This window comes from Amycolatopsis sp. N2S4-7, from assembly GCF_058119595.1.
On record NZ_CP172299.1, the window covers coordinates 3,151,961 to 3,168,946 of the forward strand.

General features: G+C 72.4%; 16 protein-coding genes. 2 read left to right on the plus strand and 14 right to left on the minus strand.

Annotated elements, in window-relative coordinates; genetic code table 11:
• Positions 1-53: 53 nt before the first annotated feature.
• The 7 genes from pyrF to pyrR all read right to left on the minus strand — a co-directional run bounded on the left by pyrF (position 54) and on the right by pyrR (position 8,728).
• On the minus strand, positions 54-902 hold the full coding sequence (gene pyrF / locus ACH54P_RS14650; RefSeq protein WP_489912938.1) for an orotidine-5'-phosphate decarboxylase: 849 nt from the start codon (positions 900-902) through the stop codon (positions 54-56).
• Complete coding sequence (carB, locus tag ACH54P_RS14655) at positions 899-4,213, minus strand: carbamoyl-phosphate synthase large subunit (protein WP_489912940.1); 3,315 nt, start codon at positions 4,211-4,213, stop codon at positions 899-901. Before carB ends, pyrF begins: the two co-directional genes overlap by 4 nt.
• Positions 4,213-5,334, minus strand: coding sequence for a glutamine-hydrolyzing carbamoyl-phosphate synthase small subunit (gene carA, locus ACH54P_RS14660; RefSeq protein ID WP_489912942.1), 1,122 nt, complete (start codon positions 5,332-5,334; stop codon positions 4,213-4,215). Before carA ends, carB begins: the two co-directional genes overlap by 1 nt.
• Entirely contained in the window at positions 5,331-5,825 is a 495-nt protein-coding gene (locus ACH54P_RS14665) for a PH-like domain-containing protein (protein WP_489912943.1), read from the minus strand. Before ACH54P_RS14665 ends, carA begins: the two co-directional genes overlap by 4 nt.
• Positions 5,825-7,111, minus strand: coding sequence for a dihydroorotase (locus ACH54P_RS14670; RefSeq protein ID WP_489912945.1), 1,287 nt, complete (start codon positions 7,109-7,111; stop codon positions 5,825-5,827). The genes ACH54P_RS14665 and ACH54P_RS14670 overlap by 1 nt, the downstream gene beginning before the upstream one ends.
• 73 nt (positions 7,112-7,184) lie before the next feature.
• Positions 7,185-8,117 carry an aspartate carbamoyltransferase catalytic subunit gene (locus ACH54P_RS14675; RefSeq protein ID WP_489912947.1) on the minus strand — a complete coding sequence of 311 codons (933 nt, stop codon included), beginning with the start codon at positions 8,115-8,117 and terminating at the stop codon, positions 7,185-7,187.
• Positions 8,114-8,728 (minus strand): bifunctional pyr operon transcriptional regulator/uracil phosphoribosyltransferase PyrR, encoded by a 615-nt coding sequence (gene pyrR / locus ACH54P_RS14680; RefSeq protein ID WP_489912949.1) that lies wholly within the window; start codon positions 8,726-8,728, stop codon positions 8,114-8,116. Before pyrR ends, ACH54P_RS14675 begins: the two co-directional genes overlap by 4 nt.
• 249 nt (positions 8,729-8,977) lie before the next feature.
• Here pyrR and bldD point away from each other — a divergent pair, with 249 nt between their 5' ends.
• Positions 8,978-9,466: a transcriptional regulator BldD gene (bldD, locus tag ACH54P_RS14685; protein ID WP_003096372.1), complete on the plus strand. Its 489-nt coding sequence runs from the start codon at positions 8,978-8,980 to the stop codon at positions 9,464-9,466.
• A 102-nt stretch (positions 9,467-9,568) separates the two neighbouring features.
• On the opposite strand, the gene nusB is transcribed toward bldD, so the two are convergent.
• The 3 genes from nusB to ACH54P_RS14700 are packed head-to-tail and all read right to left on the minus strand — an operon-like array spanning position 9,569 to position 11,724.
• Complete coding sequence (gene nusB, locus ACH54P_RS14690; protein WP_489912953.1) at positions 9,569-10,024, minus strand: transcription antitermination factor NusB; 456 nt, start codon at positions 10,022-10,024, stop codon at positions 9,569-9,571.
• Positions 10,024-10,587, minus strand: coding sequence for an elongation factor P (efp, locus tag ACH54P_RS14695; protein WP_125315891.1), 564 nt, complete (start codon positions 10,585-10,587; stop codon positions 10,024-10,026). Before efp ends, nusB begins: the two co-directional genes overlap by 1 nt.
• 45 nt (positions 10,588-10,632) lie before the next feature.
• Positions 10,633-11,724 carry a M24 family metallopeptidase gene (locus ACH54P_RS14700; protein ID WP_489912955.1) on the minus strand — a complete coding sequence of 364 codons (1,092 nt, stop codon included), beginning with the start codon at positions 11,722-11,724 and terminating at the stop codon, positions 10,633-10,635.
• A gap of 103 nt (positions 11,725-11,827) precedes the next feature.
• On the opposite strand from ACH54P_RS14700, the gene ACH54P_RS14705 reads away from it, so the two are divergent.
• On the plus strand, positions 11,828-12,346 hold the full coding sequence (locus ACH54P_RS14705; protein WP_489912957.1) for a B-4DMT family transporter: 519 nt from the start codon (positions 11,828-11,830) through the stop codon (positions 12,344-12,346).
• A 96-nt stretch (positions 12,347-12,442) separates the two neighbouring features.
• Here the strand turns inward: ACH54P_RS14705 and ACH54P_RS14710 are convergent, their stop codons facing one another.
• From ACH54P_RS14710 to aroB, 4 genes are all read right to left on the minus strand, one after another.
• Positions 12,443-13,924 carry a glycoside hydrolase family protein gene (locus tag ACH54P_RS14710; RefSeq protein WP_489912959.1) on the minus strand — a complete coding sequence of 494 codons (1,482 nt, stop codon included), beginning with the start codon at positions 13,922-13,924 and terminating at the stop codon, positions 12,443-12,445.
• 590 nt (positions 13,925-14,514) lie between these two features.
• Positions 14,515-15,447, minus strand: coding sequence for a GNAT family N-acetyltransferase (locus tag ACH54P_RS14715; RefSeq protein WP_489912961.1), 933 nt, complete (start codon positions 15,445-15,447; stop codon positions 14,515-14,517).
• Positions 15,444-15,875 carry a type II 3-dehydroquinate dehydratase gene (gene aroQ, locus ACH54P_RS14720; protein WP_364725185.1) on the minus strand — a complete coding sequence of 144 codons (432 nt, stop codon included), beginning with the start codon at positions 15,873-15,875 and terminating at the stop codon, positions 15,444-15,446. Before aroQ ends, ACH54P_RS14715 begins: the two co-directional genes overlap by 4 nt.
• The gene (aroB, locus tag ACH54P_RS14725; RefSeq protein ID WP_489912963.1) at positions 15,872-16,981 is read right to left on the minus strand and encodes a 3-dehydroquinate synthase; all 1,110 of its coding nucleotides are present in this window, start codon (positions 16,979-16,981) and stop codon (positions 15,872-15,874) included. The genes aroQ and aroB overlap by 4 nt, the downstream gene beginning before the upstream one ends.
• Positions 16,982-16,986: the final 5 nt, after the last annotated feature.

The following is a 16,986-nucleotide window of genomic DNA, read 5'->3' on the forward strand; positions in this document are numbered from 1 at the left end:
TGAGCACCGGCCACAATGCGGGGGTGCCTGGTGGGGGCCGGTTCCGGGCCCTGCTATTGGCCGTTTTCCTGCGGGTCGGCCAGCACTTCGGCGACACGTTCGACCGCTTGGCGCAAAGCGGCTTGCTCCGGTCCGTGACGCAGGAGGTCACGGGACGACGCGGGCAGCACACCCGGCAGACCCTGGCCGAAGACCGCCCGCAAATCGGCCACAGTGGCCCCCTGGGCCCCGAAACCGGGCGCCAGCACGGGACCGTTCAGCCGTGAGAGGTCGAGCTCTCCTGGCGGAACTGTGGCCCCGACGACGACACCCACATCGCCGAGCGGCACGGCTTCGTCGTTGAGCGCCGCCGCGGAATCGACGATCGCCTGCGCCACGGTGCGCCCGTCGGGCAGCCGGGCGTTCTGCACGGCGGCCGCTTCCGGGTTGGACGTCCGGGCGAGCACGAAGACGCCGCGCCCCGCGGCCACCGCCGTTTCGGCGCATTGGGCCAAAGAGCCGAACCCGAGGTACGGCGAAACGGTGATCGCGTCGGCCGCGATCGCCGCGCCCTCGGCCACGTACGCGGCCGTGTAGGCCGCCATCGTGGAGCCGATGTCGCCGCGCTTGACGTCCAGCAGCACGAGCGCGCCCGCTTCGCGCGCGGTCTCGACAACCCGTTCCAGCACCCGGACGCCGCCGGCGCCGAACGCTTCGAAGAACGCCGACTGCGGCTTCACGATCGCCGTGTGCGCCGCCAGGACCTCCGTGGCGGACAGCGCGAACCGTTCCAGGCCCGAGACGTCCACCGGGAGTCCCCAGGCCTCGATGAGGCCCGGGTGGGGGTCGATCCCGGCGCACAGCGGGCCCCGGGCCGCGACGGCCTTCGCCAGCCGCGCCCCGAACCGCTCCGGCGTGCTCACGACTTCGCCTTCAGCGCCGCCTGGAGCTCCTGCAGCGACTTGACCCCGATGTCGCCCCGGATGAGCGCTTCGATGCCGTGCACGGCCGCCGCGGCGCCCTGCACGGTGGTCACGCACGGGATGTCGCGCGACACCGCCGCGGTGCGGATTTCGTAGCCGTCGATGCGCGGACCGCTGTTCCCGTACGGGGTGTTGATCACCATGTCGACGTCGCCGTTCAGGATGACGTCCACGATGTTCGGCTCGGCCTCGGTCGAGCCCTCGTAGTGCTTGCGCACCACGGTGCAGGCGACCCCGTTGCGCCGCAGCACTTCCGCGGTGCCGGACGTGGCGAGGATCTCGAAGCCGAGGTCCGCCAGCCGCTTCACCGGGAACACCAGCGAGCGCTTGTCGCGGTTGGCCACCGAGACGAACACCCGCCCGGACGTCGGCAGCGAACCGTACGCGCCGCTCTGCGACTTGGCGAACGCCTTGCCGAAGGAGACGTCGACGCCCATCACCTCGCCGGTGGACTTCATCTCCGGGCCCAGCAGCGAGTCGACGCCGTGGCCTTCGGGGGTGCGGAAGCGGTGGAAGGGCAGCACGGCCTCCTTCACCGCGACCGGCGAGTCGGCCGGCAGCTGCCCGCCGTCGCCCTCGGCCGGGAGGACGCCGCTCGTCCGCAGGTCCTTGATCGTGGAGCCGGTCATGATCAGCGCGGCGGCCTTGGCCAGCGGCACCGCCGTCGCCTTCGACACGAACGGCACCGTCCGCGACGCGCGCGGGTTGGCCTCCAGGACGTAGAGGACGTCGTCCTTGAGCGCGTACTGGACGTTCAGCAGCCCGCGCACGCCGACGCCGCGCGCGATCGCCTCGGTCGAGCGCCGGACGGCCTGCAGGTCGGTGTGCCCGAGCGTGATCGGCGGCAGCGCGCACGACGAGTCGCCGGAGTGGATGCCGGCCTCCTCGATGTGCTCCATGACGCCGCCGAGGTAGAGCTCCTCGCCGTCGAACAGCGCGTCGACGTCGATCTCGATGGCGTCGTCGAGGAACCGGTCCACGAGCACGGGGTGCTCGGGGGTGATCTCGGTGGCGCGGCCGATGTAGCCGGCCAGGGTCTCCTCGTCGTAGACGATCTCCATGCCGCGGCCGCCGAGCACGTACGACGGGCGGACGAGGACCGGGTAGCCGATCTCGTCGGCGATCCGCTTCGCGCCCTCGAACGACGTCGCCGTGCCGTAGCGCGGTGCGGGCAGCCCGGCGTCGGTGAGCACTTCACCGAACGCGCCGCGGTCCTCGGCCAGGTGGATCGCCTCCGGCGGGGTGCCGACCACCGGCACCCCGGCGTCGGCGAGCCGCTTCGCCAGGCCCAGCGGGGTCTGGCCGCCGAGCTGGACGATGACGCCGGCGACCGTGCCGGACGCCTGCTCGGCGTGCACGACCTCGAGGACGTCCTCGAAGGACAGCGGCTCGAAGTACAGCCGGTCGGACGTGTCGTAGTCGGTGGACACGGTTTCCGGGTTGCAGTTGACCATGACGGCCTCGAACCCGGCCTCGCGCAACGCGATCGCCGCGTGCACGCAGGAGTAGTCGAACTCGATGCCCTGCCCGATCCGGTTCGGGCCGCTGCCCAGGATGAGCACCTTCGGCTTGTCCGACTGAACGGCCACTTCGGACTGCGCGTCGGGATCGGACTCGTAAGCCGAGTAGTGGTACGGCGTCTTGGCGGCGAACTCGGCCGCGCAGGTGTCGACGGTCTTGAACACCGGCCGCACGCCGAGGCGGTGGCGGAGGGTGCGGACGCCGTCCTCGCCGGCCAGTTCCGGCCGCAGCGCAGCGATCTGGCGGTCCGAAAGACCCGTGCGCTTGGCGCGGCGCAGCAGCTCGCCGTCGAGGACGGGCGCGTCGCGGACCTCGGCGCCGACCTCGCCGATGTAGGCGATCTGGTCGATGAACCACGGGTCGATGCCACTCGCTTCGTGGACCTGCTCGACGGTGGCGCCGAGCCGCAGCGCGAGTTCCACTTCGTACAGCCGGCCTTCGTGCGGCGTGCGCAGGGCGTCCAAAGTGGACTCCAGGGTCGCGCCATCGGGGTCCGGGAGCGTCCAGAAGCCGGTCGCCTTGGTCTCGATCGACCGCATCACCTTGCCGAGTGCCTCGGGGAAGCTGCGGCCGAACGACATCGCTTCGCCGACGCTCTTCATCGTCGTGGTCAGCGTCGGGTCCGCGCCCGGGAACTTCTCGAAGGCGAACCGCGGCATCTTCACGACGACGTAGTCCAAAGTGGGCTCGAACGCCGCCGGCGTCTCGCCGGTGATGTCGTTCTGGATCTCGTCGAGCGTGTAGCCGATGGCGAGCTTCGCGGCGATCTTGGCGATCGGGAAGCCGGTGGCCTTCGACGCCAGCGCGCTCGAACGCGACACCCGCGGGTTCATCTCGATGACGACCATCCGGCCGTCGGCCGGGTTGATCGCGAACTGGATGTTGCAGCCACCGGTGTCGACGCCGACCTCGCGCAGCACCGCGATGCCGACGTCGCGCATCACCTGGTACTCGCGGTCGGTGAGCGTCATCGTCGGCGCGACGGTGACGGAGTCGCCGGTGTGCACGCCCATCGCGTCGATGTTCTCGATCGAGCAGACGACCACGACGTTGTCGTGCTTGTCGCGCATCAGCTCGAGCTCGTACTCCTTCCAGCCGAGCACGCTCTCCTCGATGAGCACCTCGGTGACCGGCGACTCGGCGAGGCCGCTGGAGGCCAGCCGCTCCAGCTCCTGCGGCGTGTGCGCCATGCCCGAGCCGAGCCCGCCCATGGTGAACGACGGCCGGATGACGACCGGCAGGCCCAGGTCCTCGACCGTCTCGCGGACCTCGGCCATGTCGTGGCAGACGCGGCTTCGCGGGACCTCGGCGCCGACCGTGCGGACGATGTCCTTGAACTTCTGCCGGTCCTCGCCGCGCTGGATGGCGTCGATGTCGGCGCCGATCAGCTCGACGCCGTACTTGTCGAGCACGCCGCGCTCGTGCAGCGCGACCGCGCAGTTGAGCGCGGTCTGCCCGCCGAGCGTCGCGAGCAGCGCGTCCGGCCGCTCCGCCGCGATGACCTTCTCGACGAAGTCCGGCGTGACCGGCTCGATGTAGGTCGCGTCGGCGAACTCGGGGTCGGTCATGATGGTGGCCGGGTTCGAGTTCACCAGGGAGACGCGCAGGCCTTCGCTGCGCAGCACCCGGCAGGCCTGGGTGCCGGAGTAGTCGAACTCCGCCGCCTGCCCGATCACGATCGGCCCGGAGCCGATCACCAGCACGTGCTGGATGTCCGTCCTCTTCGGCATCAGGCCTTCTTCTCCATGAGCGAAACGAAATCGTCGAACAGGGGGGCCGCGTCGTGCGGGCCGGCCGCGGCTTCGGGGTGGTACTGGACCGAGAACGCCGGCACGTCGAACGCCCGCAGGCCCTCGACCGCGCCGTCGTTCGCGCAGTAGTGGCTGACCTGGGCCGCGCCGAACGGCGACTCGAAGCGCTGCCCGGGCTCGCCTTCGAGGGCGAAGCCGTGGTTCTGCGCGGTGATCGCCACCGACTTCGTGGCGACGTCGATCACCGGGATGTTGATGCCGCGGTGGCCGTAGCGCATCTTGTACGTCCCCAGGCCGAGCGCGCGGCCGAGGACCTGGTTGCCGAAGCAGATGCCGAACAGCGGGATCTCGCGGCCCAGGACCTGCTTGGTCAGCTCGGTGGCGTGCGTCGTCGTGGCGGGGTCGCCGGGGCCGTTGGAGAGGAAGACGCCGTCCGGTTCGACCGCCAGGAGCTCGTCCAAGCTCGACGTCGAGGGCAGGACGTGCACCTCGATGCCACGTTTGATCATCTGGCGCGGGGTGTTGGACTTGATGCCCAGGTCCAGCGCGACCACCCGGAACCGCGTCTCCCCCTCGGGCGAGACGACGTACGGCTTGGGCGTGGTGACCTGGCCGGCCAGGTCGGCGCCTTCCATCTTCGGACTCGCCAGGACCTCGGCGACCATGTCGTCGACCGTGCCCAGCGCGTCGCCGGAGAACACCCCGGCGCGCATCGCGCCGAGCTCGCGCAGGTGGCGGGTCAGCGAGCGGGTGTCGACCTCGGCGATGCCGACGATCCCCTGGCGCACCAGTTCGTCGTCGAGCGTGCGCTTCGAGCGCCAGTTGGACGGCGTGCGCGCGGGGTCGCGCACCACGTAGCCGTTGACCCAGATCTTCGAGGACTCGTCGTCCTCGTCGTTCCAGCCGGTGTTGCCGATCTGCGGCGCGGTCTGCACCACGATCTGCCCGTGGTAGGACGGGTCGGTCAGCGTCTCCTGGTAGCCGGTCATGCCGGTGCAGAACACCGCCTCGCCGAGGGTCCGCCCCTGCGCGCCGTAGGCAGCGCCGCGGAACACCCGGCCGTCTTCGAGCACCAGTGCGGCCTGAGCGCGCGCGTTCACTGGGCACCTCCCTTGATCTTGAGCTGTTCGATCCACTGTGGATAGCCGTCGAGGTCGTCGCCGCGGAAGCCGGTGTCGAGCTCGGTGTCGCCGAGCCGCCAGGTGAGCACCAGCAGCGCGTCCGTGCCCATCACCTTCCCGGCGATCTTCGAGTCGCGCCGGACCCCGGTGACGGCGTCGCGCGGGATCCAGAAGTCGGGCGCTCCCCCGCGTTCGACCGCGACGCCGCCGTCGTGCAGCCGCCAGACCGCGCCGGTGCGCAGCCCCGCGCCGCGGGTGACCACGCGGTTCTGCCACTCCCGCGCGAACGTCGTGGCGACGTAGACGCCGGTGGACTCCAGCAGCGCCTCGCCCGCGTCTTCGGGGATAGCGGGGAACGGGGGCACCTGCACGCTCTGCGAGCGCGCCTTGCGCCGCCAGCCGACGTACATGCCCCAGAGGCAGAGCAGGAAGAAGGCGACGATCGCCAGCACCAGCCAGAAGCGCTCCATCACGCCACCTTCCCGTCCCGCGCGGTGATCCGCCCGCGCAGGAGCGTCGCGGTCACCACGCCGGGCAGCCGCATTCCCTCGTACGGGGTGTTGGCCGCGATGCTGGCGAGCTCCGCGCCCCGGACGGTCCACTCCGCGTCCGGGTCGACCAGGGCCAGGTTCGCCGGCTCGCCCACCGCGATCGGCCGGCCCTGGTCGGCCAGGTTGCCGATCTCGGCGGGCCGCTCGCTCATCACGCGGGCGACGCCGCGCCAGTCGAGCAGCCCGGTGCGGACCATCGTCTCCGTGACGATCGACAGGGCCGTCTGCAGCCCGAGCATGCCCGGCCGGGCCGCGGTCCACTCGGTGTCCTTGTCCTGCACCGCGTGCGGAGCGTGGTCGGTGGCGACGCAGTCGATGACGCCTTCGGCCAGCGCGGTCCGCAGCTTCGCCGCGTCGGACCCGGTGCGCAGCGGCGGGTTCACCTTGTTGACCGGGTCGTAGGTGGCCAGGCGTTCGTCGGTGAGCAGCAGGTGGTGCGGCGTGACCTCGGCCGACACCTTCGTGCCGCGCTCCTTGGCCCAGGCCAGCACGTCGGCGGTCCCCGCGGTGGAGACGTGGCAGACGTGCAGCCGGGCCTTCGCGTGCAGGGCCAGCAGGCAGTCGCGCGCCACGATCGACTCCTCCGCCGCGGCGGGCCACCCGGTGTAGCCGAGCCGGGCGGCGCGCTCGCCCTCGTGGGCCTGGGCGCCGACGGTCAGCCGCGGCTCCTCGGCGTGCTGCGCGATGACGACGTCGAGCGCGGTCGAGTACTCCAGCGCGCGGCGCATGAGCAGCGGGTCGGCGACGCAGAGGCCGTCGTCGGAGAACACCTTGACCCGCGCCTGCGCGTTCGCCATCGTGCCCAGCTCGGCGAGCTTCTCGCCCTTGAGCCCGACGGTGACCGCGCCGACCGGGTGGACGTCGACCAGGCCGACCTCCTGCCCGCGCCGCCACACGTGGTCGACGATCACGGCGTTGTCGGCGACCGGGTCGGTGTTGGCCATGGCGAACACCGCGGTGTAGCCGCCGAGCGCCGCCGCGGCCGAGCCCGAGTCGATCGTCTCGGTGTCCTCGCGGCCGGGTTCACGCAGGTGGGTGTGCAGGTCGACGAAGCCGGGGAGGAGCACCTGGCCGTTCGCTTCGATGATTTCGGCGTCTTCCGGGACGTCGACGGCGCCGATCGCGGTGATCACGCCGTCCTCGATCAGGACGTCGACCGGGTCGCCTTCGCCGTAGGGGCGAGCGCCCTTGATCACGGTGCTCACGCGCGCACCTCGCTGACGCTCGGTGCCTGCGGAGCACCAAGCGCTGTGTCGAATGGTTCACTCGCAAGCTCGCTCACGCGGCGGCTCCTTCGCTGGCCAGGAGGTGGTAGAGGACCGCCATGCGCACGTGGACGCCGTTGCGGACCTGTTCGGTGATGGCCGAGGCCGGGGAGTCGGCGACCGCGCTCGCGATCTCCATCCCGCGCAGCATCGGGCCGGGGTGCAGGACGACCGCGTGGTCGGGCAGCAGCTTCAGCCGCCGTTCCGAGAGGCCATACGCGATCGAGTACTCGCGTGAAGACGGGAAGAACCCGCCGTGCATCCGTTCGGCCTGGACGCGCAGCATCATCACCGCGTCGACCGCGGGCAGCTCGGCGTCCAGGTCGTGCGAGACGGTGACCGGGAGGCTCTCGACGCCGTAGGGCAGCAGCGTCGGCGGCGCGACGAGCACCACCTCCGCGCCGAGGCCGGAGAGCAGGTGGATGTTCGAGCGGGCGACGCGGCTGTGCAGGACGTCCCCGACGATCGCGATCCGCCGGTCCTTCAGCGAGCCGAGCCGCTCCCGCAGGGTCGCCGCGTCGAGCAGCGCCTGGGTGGGGTGCTCGTGGGTGCCGTCGCCGGCGTTGACCACCGACGTGCCGGGCCCGGCGAGCCACTCCGAGAGCCGTTGGGCGGCGCCGCTGGCCGGGTGCCGGACGATCACGCAGTCGGCGCCCGCGGCGGCCAGCGTCAGCGCGGTGTCCCGCAGGGACTCCCCCTTGTTCACCGAGGAGCTCGACGCGGAGACGTTGATCACGTCCGCGCTCATCCACTTCCCGGCGATCTCGAACGACACCCGGGTGCGCGTCGAGTTCTCGTAGAACAGGGTGATCACCGTGCGGCCGCGCAGCGTCGGCAGCTTCTTCACCTCGCGGCCGAGCAGGGTGTGCTTCAGCTCGTCGGCGGTGTCCAGCACGGCCGTGGCGACCGCCGGGTCCAGGCCGTCGGTGGCGAGCAGGTGCTTCACGAGTCCTCTCCAGCAGCTTCGACAGGGCCGTTTTCCGATGGGCGCAGCAGGACGGCGTCACGGCCGTCGATTTCGGCCAGCAGGACGGACACGCCTTCGGAGCGGGCGGTCGGGACGTTCTTGCCCACGTAGTCGGCGCGGATCGGCAGCTCGCGGTGACCGCGGTCGACCAGCACCGCCAGCTGCACCGCGCGGGGGCGGCCGTGATCACGGAGGGCATCGAGCGCGGCCCGGATGGTCCGGCCGGAGAAGAGCACGTCGTCGACCAGGATCACCACCCGGTTGTCGATGCCGTCCGGCGGCAGCTGCGTCTGCTCGAGCGCGCGCGGCGGGCGGCGGCGGAGGTCGTCCCGGTAGAGGGTGACGTCGAGGGCGCCGGTCGGCGGGCGGACGCCGGAGAACTCGCCGATCTTGTCGGCCAGGCGGACGGCGAGCGGCGTGCCGCGGGACGGGATGCCGAGCAACACGGGCGGGGTAGTGCTCTCCGCACCGTTCGCGGTCTTTTCGATGACCTGATGGGCCATTCGGGCGATCGTGCGCGCGACATCGCCGGCCGTCAGGAGCTCGCGCTCCCCGGCCGAACCAGCCGCGTCACGCGGGCGTGACGACAAACCGGACTCCTTCCCCGCCTCACCGGACGGGTCCTTAAAGGACGTCTGTTCCCCTGCTGGTCGGGGCTTTCCCACCGACAGTAGCAGGCACTTTGCTCAGCCTTACGGGTGGTGTGGCGTGATCCGCGGCAAGCTCCTGCTTGACCTGGTGACAACAATGCGTAACCATTACTCTGAGTATTCGACTCGAAGAGTCCCCTGGACCGGTCACCCCGACCGGAAGGGGGGTGAAGAACGGAGAACGACCAGATGGGCGATTACGCCAAGGCGCTCGGGGCCAAGCTCCGCGGGATCCGCCAGCAGCAGGGCCTGTCCCTGCACGGGGTCGAGCAGAAGTCCGGTGGGCGCTGGAAGGCCGTCGTCGTCGGCTCGTACGAGCGTGGCGACCGTGCCGTCACCGTCCAGAAGCTGGCCGAGCTGGCCGACTTCTACGGCGTGCCGGTGGTCGAGCTGCTGCCCGAGGGCCGGGTCCCCTCCGGCGCCGAGCCCGCCACCAAGATCGTGATCAACCTGGAGCGCCTGCAGCAGCTGCCGGCCGAGAAGGTGGGCCCGCTGGCCCGCTACGCGGCGACCATCCAGAGCCAGCGCGGCGACTACAACGGCAAGGTGCTCTCGATCCGCACCGAGGACCTGCGGTCGCTGGCGATCATCTACGACATGACCCCGGGCGAGCTGACCGAGCAGCTCATCGACTGGGGTGTCCTCCCCCCGGAGGCGCGTCCTTCCAAGGAGGACTGATCGCCGAATGTGCTGCGGCCGACGCAGTGAGCGTTCCCGGTGGGGCACCGGAGACGCTCACTGACTTCGTCGGGGGGCTCCCAGCACCCGGGTGTTCTTCCGTCAGAGCACGGCGCGGAGGCGGTCGGCGATCGTGCCGATCCGGCCCAGGACGCCGTTGACGAACCGCGGCGAGTCGTCCGTGGACAGTTCCTTCGCCAGGCCGACGGCCTCGTCGATCGCGACCGGGTCCGGCACGTCCTCGGCCCAGAGCAGCTCGTAGACCCCGACCCGCAGCACCGCGACGTCGACCTTCGGCATCCGCTCCAGCGTCCAGCCCTGCGCGTGCTCGGCCAGCAGCTCGTCGATCTGCGCCCGGCGGGCCGTGACGCCCTCGACCAGGCTGATCGTGTAGTCCGCGATCGGGTCGACCTCCGTCGCGCCGACCCGGTCGGCCAGCAGCGTCACCGCATCGGTGTCCCGCTGCGTGGCCTCGTACAACATCTCCACCGCACGGCGGCGCGCCTGACGGCGGCTGATCGCGCCGCCGCGGTTCGGGTGGGGCTTCGAAGTCGGCATCAGCTGGAGACGCGGCCCAGGTAACGGCCGTCGCGGGTGTCGACCTTGATCTTCTCGCCGGTGGACAGGAACAGCGGGACCTGGATCTCCGCGCCGGTCTCCAGCGTCGCCGGCTTGGTGCCGCCGGTGGAGCGGTCGCCCTGCAGACCCGGGTCGGTGTGCTGGATGACGATCTCGACCGACGTCGGGAGCTCGACGTACAGCGGCTCGTTCTCGTGCACCGCGACCTGGACCTCGGTGTTCTCCAGCATGTAGTTGGCGTTGTCGCCGACGACCTCGGCCGGGACCGTGATCTGGTCGTAGGTGTCGCCGTCCATGAAGACGAAGTCGGCGCCGTCCTTGTACAGGTAGGTCATGTTCCGGCGGTCCACCGTGGCCGTGTCGACCTTCGTGCCCGCGTTGAACGTCTTGTCGACCACCTTGCCGGTGAGCACGTGCTTGAGCGTCGTGCGCACGAAGGCACCGCCCTTGCCCGGCTTGACGTGCTGGAACGCGGTGACGGTCCACAGCTGGCCCTCGAGGTTGAGGACGAGCCCGTTCTTCAGGTCGTTGGTGGTGGCCACGAGCTTGCAGTCTCCTGTGTCGATCTTCGGGGTTCGGGGCCGCCGTCAGACGACCACGAGGTTCTTGGTGCTCAGGGTGAGGAGTTCGGGCTCCCCAGCCCGCACGACGAGCGTGTCCTCGATGCGCACGCCACCGCGCCCCGCGAGGTACACGCCGGGCTCGACGGTGACCGCCATACCGGCGGCCAGTGTACCGACGCCCGTCGCGGCCAGGCTCGGTGCCTCGTGGATCTGCAGGCCGACGCCGTGCCCGAGCCCGTGCGCGAAGTGCTCGCCGTGGCCCGCGCCCGCGATCACCGACCGGGCCGCGGCGTCCACATCGGACACTGCGGTGCCGGGCGCGACGGCGTCGACCCCGGCCGCCTGGGCGGCGTGCACGAGGTCGTACACCTCGCGCTGCCAGTCCGCCGGCTCGCCGAGGACGAACGTGCGGGTCATGTCCGAGTGGTAGCCGTCGACGGTGGCGCCGAAGTCCAGCTTGAGGAAGTCGCCGCGCTTCAGCTCGGCGTGGGTGGGCCGGTGGTGCGGGATGGCCGAGTGCGCGCCGGCGGCCACGATCGAGGCGAAGCTCGGCTCGGCCGAGCCGTGCTCCAGCATCCGGTTCTCCAGGTCACGGGCCACTTCGAGCTCGGTCCGCCCGGGCCGCAGCCCGCCGGCGGCGACGAGGTCGTCCAGCGCCCGGTCCGCCGCCGCGCACGCCTGCCGCAGCGCCTCGACCTCGGCTTCGTCCTTGACCAGCCGCAGCTGCTCGACCAGCCCGGGCGTGCGCGCGAGCTGGTCGACCTCCAGCTTGAGGGCCTCGTACTCCTCCACGCTCACGTGCTGGCTCTCGAAGCCGACCCGCCCGTAGGTCTTCCGGTCCTTGGCGGCCTTCGCGACCAGGGCGGCGGCACTGGCCCGGTCGACGACGGTCTCGAGATCGGGCACCTCCGCGGCCGACTGGGTGGTGTAGCGGCCGTCGGTGCAGAAGAGGGTCCGCTCGTCGCCGCCGGCGTGCAGCAGCACCGCGGCGTTGGAGCCGGTGAACCCGGTCAGGTAGCGGATGTTCAGCAGGTCGGTGACCAGCAGCGCGTCCACACCGGCTTCGGTCAGAAGCCCGCGCAGCGCCGCGCGACGTCGTCCATGGGTTTCGGGCACGGCCCCACCCTAGTGCGGGGCCGGCCGGACGTTCGTCGCGTTCCGCGCGGACCCGCTTCGCCGGGTCAAGCGACTCGCCAGTAGGCCGCCTACACTCCGCAGGATGAGCGCCTGGGTGATTCGCGGACTCGGGATGGCGGTGCTGCACGGCGCGGCCATCACCCTCCTCGCCAAGTACGCCGTCTACCACCCCACCGACCAGACGCTCGTCGTGTCGGTCGCGCTCGCCGTGCTCGTCGGCGCGGCCGCGCTCTGGAGCGCCCTGGACGCCTGGCGCGGCCTCCCCGACCGGGGCCGCGTGTGGTTCATCGCCGCCCTCGTCGCCGGGCCGGTCGCCGGGATCCTCTACGTCATCGGGCGCGCGGTCTTCGTCGACCAGACCGGCGTCTCCGAACTGGGTGGCGCACTCACGGGCGGCGCGGCGTTCTCCGCGTTGCTGGTGCTCATCCCGGCCGGGTTGGGGCTCTTCGTCGGCGGGCGGATCGGCCGTTCCCAGGCTCCGGACTCGGAGGATGAGGAGGAGGCTGTGGAGAGCGCGCCTCGGCCGCGTCCCCGGCCTCGGCCTCGGCCGCGTCCCCGGCCCGCGGTTCGCCGTCCGTCGAACGAGGAACCCCGCGGGTAGCTCAGGGGTGCGCCTGTCGCCGCCTCAACCGGCCGGCGAGGAACGTGCCGCCTCTGACGGGTAGCCGGGGTCCGCGCCTGTCGCCGGGTCTGCGCCTCAACCAGCCAGCGAAGCGCCGCGCGGGTGGCCGTCCCACTGCGCGTCCGTCAGCGGGTGCGCCACCGAGCCGTTGCCCGCGACCACCCCGGCGTCCGGCACCCGCCACAGGCGGCGGTCGTCGAGCACCAGCCCGAACCCGCGGCCCGGCGCGAGCACCGCCTCCGCCCCGGACCGCAGCCGCGCCGCCAGCGGCAGCGCCGCCACCGCGGCCGGTGCCTTCTCCAGCAGCTCCCCGGCGAGCGCGGCCGCGACCCCGCGCCGGTCGATCCGGATCCGCTGCCCGGCCCGGACCAGGTCCATCGTCCGTTCCGGCGACGGCACCGTCACGCCGTCGAACGTCGCGGCCAGCCGGCCGGGGTCCGCGCAGGCCCCGCTGCCCAGCAGGTCCAGCCCGAAGTGCCGCAGGTCGGTCGGCGCGCCGGCCCCGCCGAGCGCGGTGGCGCGCACGACGTCGAACGGCACCCGGTCGCACGGATCGGCCGACGACAGCGGCGCGTGCCCGTCGGCCCGGCGCACGAGCCCCGGCCCTTCCTTCCACGGCCCGGCCAGCACCACCGGCTGGTACGGGTGCTCGGTGAAGTCCGCGGTCCAGAAGGTCAGCGTCGTCCCGGCGTCGGTCTCGTGCGCGACGGCGAACGCGTCGAGCGCGCCCACCCACATCAGGTCCGCGCTGAAGCCGTCGACGATCGAGCGGCCACGCGGCGCGGACGTCGACGCCACGGGCACGAACCCGCCGACGTCGAGGGCCTGCACCCCGGCCCCGAACGCCGGGTCGGGTGAGCGCAGCACGAACTGGCCCGCGCCGTTCCACCCCGCGGCGCGGCCGGTGGTGTCGGTGAACATCAGGTAGAACCAGCCGTCGAGGTACACGACGGACGGCTGGCCGGCGCCGTAGACGTTCGCGCGGTGCACGTCGTGCGACGGCCCGAGGATCGGTTTCCCGCCCGCCGCGCGGGTCCAGTGCACGCCGTCCGGGCTGGTCGCGAGCCCGATGGCGTTGCCGAGCGCGTGGTCGCCGGCGGCGCCGGTGTAGTACCGGTAGTAGGTCGAGCCGACGCGCAGCACGGACGGGTCGCAGGTGTGCATGCCGTCGAACCGGCCGGGCGCGCCGGAGAAGACGGCCGCCGGGATCCCGCCGCCGGGCCCGGTGAAGGGCCCGTCCATCGACTGGGCCTGGGCGTAGAGGATGTCGTCCCCGGCCGGCCCGGCGCCGCCGTACTGGCTGCACCACCACATCCGGGTCTGCCCGCGATCGAGCATCACGGACGGCCCGTAGTTGTAGACGGCATCCGCCCCACCGGCGGCGATCACGGCACCACTCTGCCGAGGGTCACCCGAAGGGAGTTTCACCTCGGAGGGCCGCGGCGCCGAGGTGGTCTTCCCACCCGCGATGGCCGGCTGCTCCCCCGCCGCCTGCGGCTGGGCGTAACCCTGCGTGCAGCCCGCGACCAGAAAGCCCGCCAGCACACTGGCGAACAAGGCACGAGCGGGTCGCCGACCCCCACGACGAAACGGGCGCACGACGCCGAAGTGTAGCGAGAGCTAACTCGTAAGGGTGACGGCACGCCTGGTCGGCGGTCCCCCGGTCGCGCGCAAGATCGCGGGTGGGGCAAGGGGTTTCGAGGGTATCGGCCGGTCAAGGGAGGTGGCGCCGCGGCTGGCGCCTCCGGTGCGCGGGCTTCGCTTCACTGCGCTCCGCGGGCGGATGGCGGGGGATGTGGAGGTGGGGCGTCGGGCGGACCGAGCGGGCTGCCACGGGCACCCACAGGCACGGTCGGCCGGGCCAATAGCCGGTCCGACCAGGCCCCTCGACCGCCCCCTCGGCGCCACTCGGACCGGCCAACAGCCGACCGACCAGCGGCCCCGCCCCCGGCGCCACTCGGACCGGGCCAACAGCCGACCGGCCAGCGGCCCGCCCCCGGCGCCACTCGCGCCGGGCGACAGCCGACCGGCCAGCGGCCCGCCCGCGGCGCCACTCGCGCCGGGCGACAGCCGACCGGCCAGCGGCCCGCCCGCGGCGCCACTCGGACCGGCCAACAGCCGACCCGGCCGCGGCCCCGCCCCCGGCCCTACCCGGACCGCGTGATCGCCGTTTCCCTCGGTGGCCCCTCGACCGCGACCAGCTCGACCTCGAAGCCCGCCTCGTTCTCGAGGTAAGCCGCGTAATGAGCGTCGCCGCCCGCGTACGGATAACGGTCGGCGAACAGCGCCCGCCAGCCGTGGTCACCCGCGCGGGCGACCAATGCGTCGACTTCCGCCCGGGTCCCCACCTGCAGCGCCAGGTGGTTCAGCCCCGGCCGGGTGCGTTCGTGCTCCGCCGCGCTCAGGGCCGGTGACGCCTCGACCACCACGTACGTCCCGCCGAGCCGCCAGCTGACTCCCGCGGGCCAGCGCTGGAACTCGCGCCAGCCGAGCTCGCCGAGCAGCCAGCCCCAGCTCCGCTCGGCCTCGGCGAGGTCCGGCACCCACAGCTCGATGTGGTGCGGCCGCCCGCGGACGGGCGGCAGCGCCACCAGCACCCGGTGCAAATCGCCGTAGTGGATGCCGCTGCCTACGTCGAGGAAACCCAGGCGGGCGGCCACCTTGCGGCTCGCGGCGTTGTTCTCGTGCACCAGCGCCCAGACCGCCGGGAGCCCGAGCGCGTGCAGGCCGTGGTCCAGCAGGGCCTGCGCCGCCTCGGTCGCCAGGCCCTGCCCGGCGTGCGCGCCCGCGACGTAGTAGCCCAGCTCGGCGACCCCGCCCGGCAGCTCCGGCGACGGCCGCAGGTGCGCGACGCCGATCACCTCGCCGTCGCGCTCGATCACCCAGTGGCCCTGACCGGCCGGTCCGCGGTAGCTCAGCCGCCGGTCGACCATGGCGTTCGCCGCCGCCGGGTCGGCGAAGTCCGCGGCGAAGAACCGGCTCATCTCCGGGTCGGAGAACACCTTCACGACGGCTTCGCGGTCGGCCTCGGCCAGTGGCCGCAACCGCAGCCGGGCCGTGGTCAGGGACGGCAGGCTCATCCCGGGTGCGCGGCCAGCCAGCGCAGCGCGAGCGGGTAGCCGTCGACGCCGAGGCCCGCGATCACGGCCGTCGCGATGTCCGACAGCACGCTGTGGTGCCGGAACGCCTCCCGCTTGTGCACGTTCGAGATGTGCAGCTCGATCAGCGGCGCGGTCAGCTGCGCCGCGGCGTCGCGCACGGCGATCGAGTAGTGCGTCCACGCGCCGGCGTTGAGCACCACCGGGTGCCCGCCGTCGGCGGCTTCGTGCAGCCAGCCGACCAGCTCGCCTTCGTGGTCGGTCTGCCGGACCTCGACCTCGATCCCCAGCTCCGCCCCGGTCTTGACGCACAGCGCCGCGAGGTCGTCGTGGGTGGTCGAGCCGTAGACCGACGGCTCCCGCTTGCCGAGCCGCCCGAGGTTGGGGCCGTTGAACACGAACGCCTTCACAGCAGCACGCTCCCGCCGCTCGCCGGGGCGTCGGCCGCGATCGCCGAGTACGCGGCCGCGAGCAGCGCCGGGTCCGGGCCTTCGAGCCGGCCGGGCTTGCCGAGGGCGTCGAGGACGACGAACCGCAGCACCCCCGAGCGGGTCTTCTTGTCGCCCTTCATGGTTTCCAGCAGCTGGGGCAGCGCGTCGGCGTCGTAGGTCGTCGGCAGGCCGAGCAGTTTCAGCACGGCCGCGTGGCGCTCGGCCGTGGCGTCGTCGAGCCGCCCGGCCAGCCGCGCCAGCTCGGCGGCGAACACCAGGCCGACGCTCACCGCGGCGCCGTGGCGCCACCGGTACCGCTCGCGGCGCTCGATGGCGTGGCCGAGCGTGTGGCCGTAGTTGAGGATCTCCCGCAGGTCGGACTCCCGCAGGTCGGCGGCCACGACGTCGGCCTTGACCCGGATGGACCGGCGGACCAGCTCGCCGAGCACGTCACCGGCGGGGTCGAGCGCCGCGGCGGGGTCGGCCTCGACCAGCTCGAGGATCCGCGGGTCGGCGATGAAGCCGGTCTTCACGACCTCGGCCATGCCGGCGACGAGCTCGTTGCGCGGCAGCGTCTCCAGCGTCGCGAGGTCGACGAACACGGCGCTCGGCTCGTGGAACACCCCGACGAGGTTCTTGCCGGCCTCGGTGTTGATGCCGGTCTTGCCGCCGACGGCGGCATCGACCATGCCGAGCAGCGTCGTCGGCACGTTGACCAGCCGGACCCCGCGCATCCACGTGCCCGCGACGAACCCGGCGAGGTCGGTGACCGCGCCGCCGCCGAGGCCGACCACGACGCCGCGGCGGTCCAGCCCGATCCGGCCGAGCACCTCCCAGCAGAAGCTGGCGACGGTCAGCGCCTTGCCGTCCTCGGCGTCCGGGATCTCGACGCGGTGCGCGTCGAGGCCGGCCGCGTTCAGCTCGTCACGGATGGCCTCGGCCGTGGTGGTCAGCGTGGGCGGGTGGATCAGCGCGATCTTCGAGGCATCGGCCAGGTGCGCGGTGAGGTCACCGAGCAGGCCGCGCCCGACCACGACGTCGTACGGGTGGGCGGTGGCGACGGGGATGCGCACCGGATCGGACACGGGGT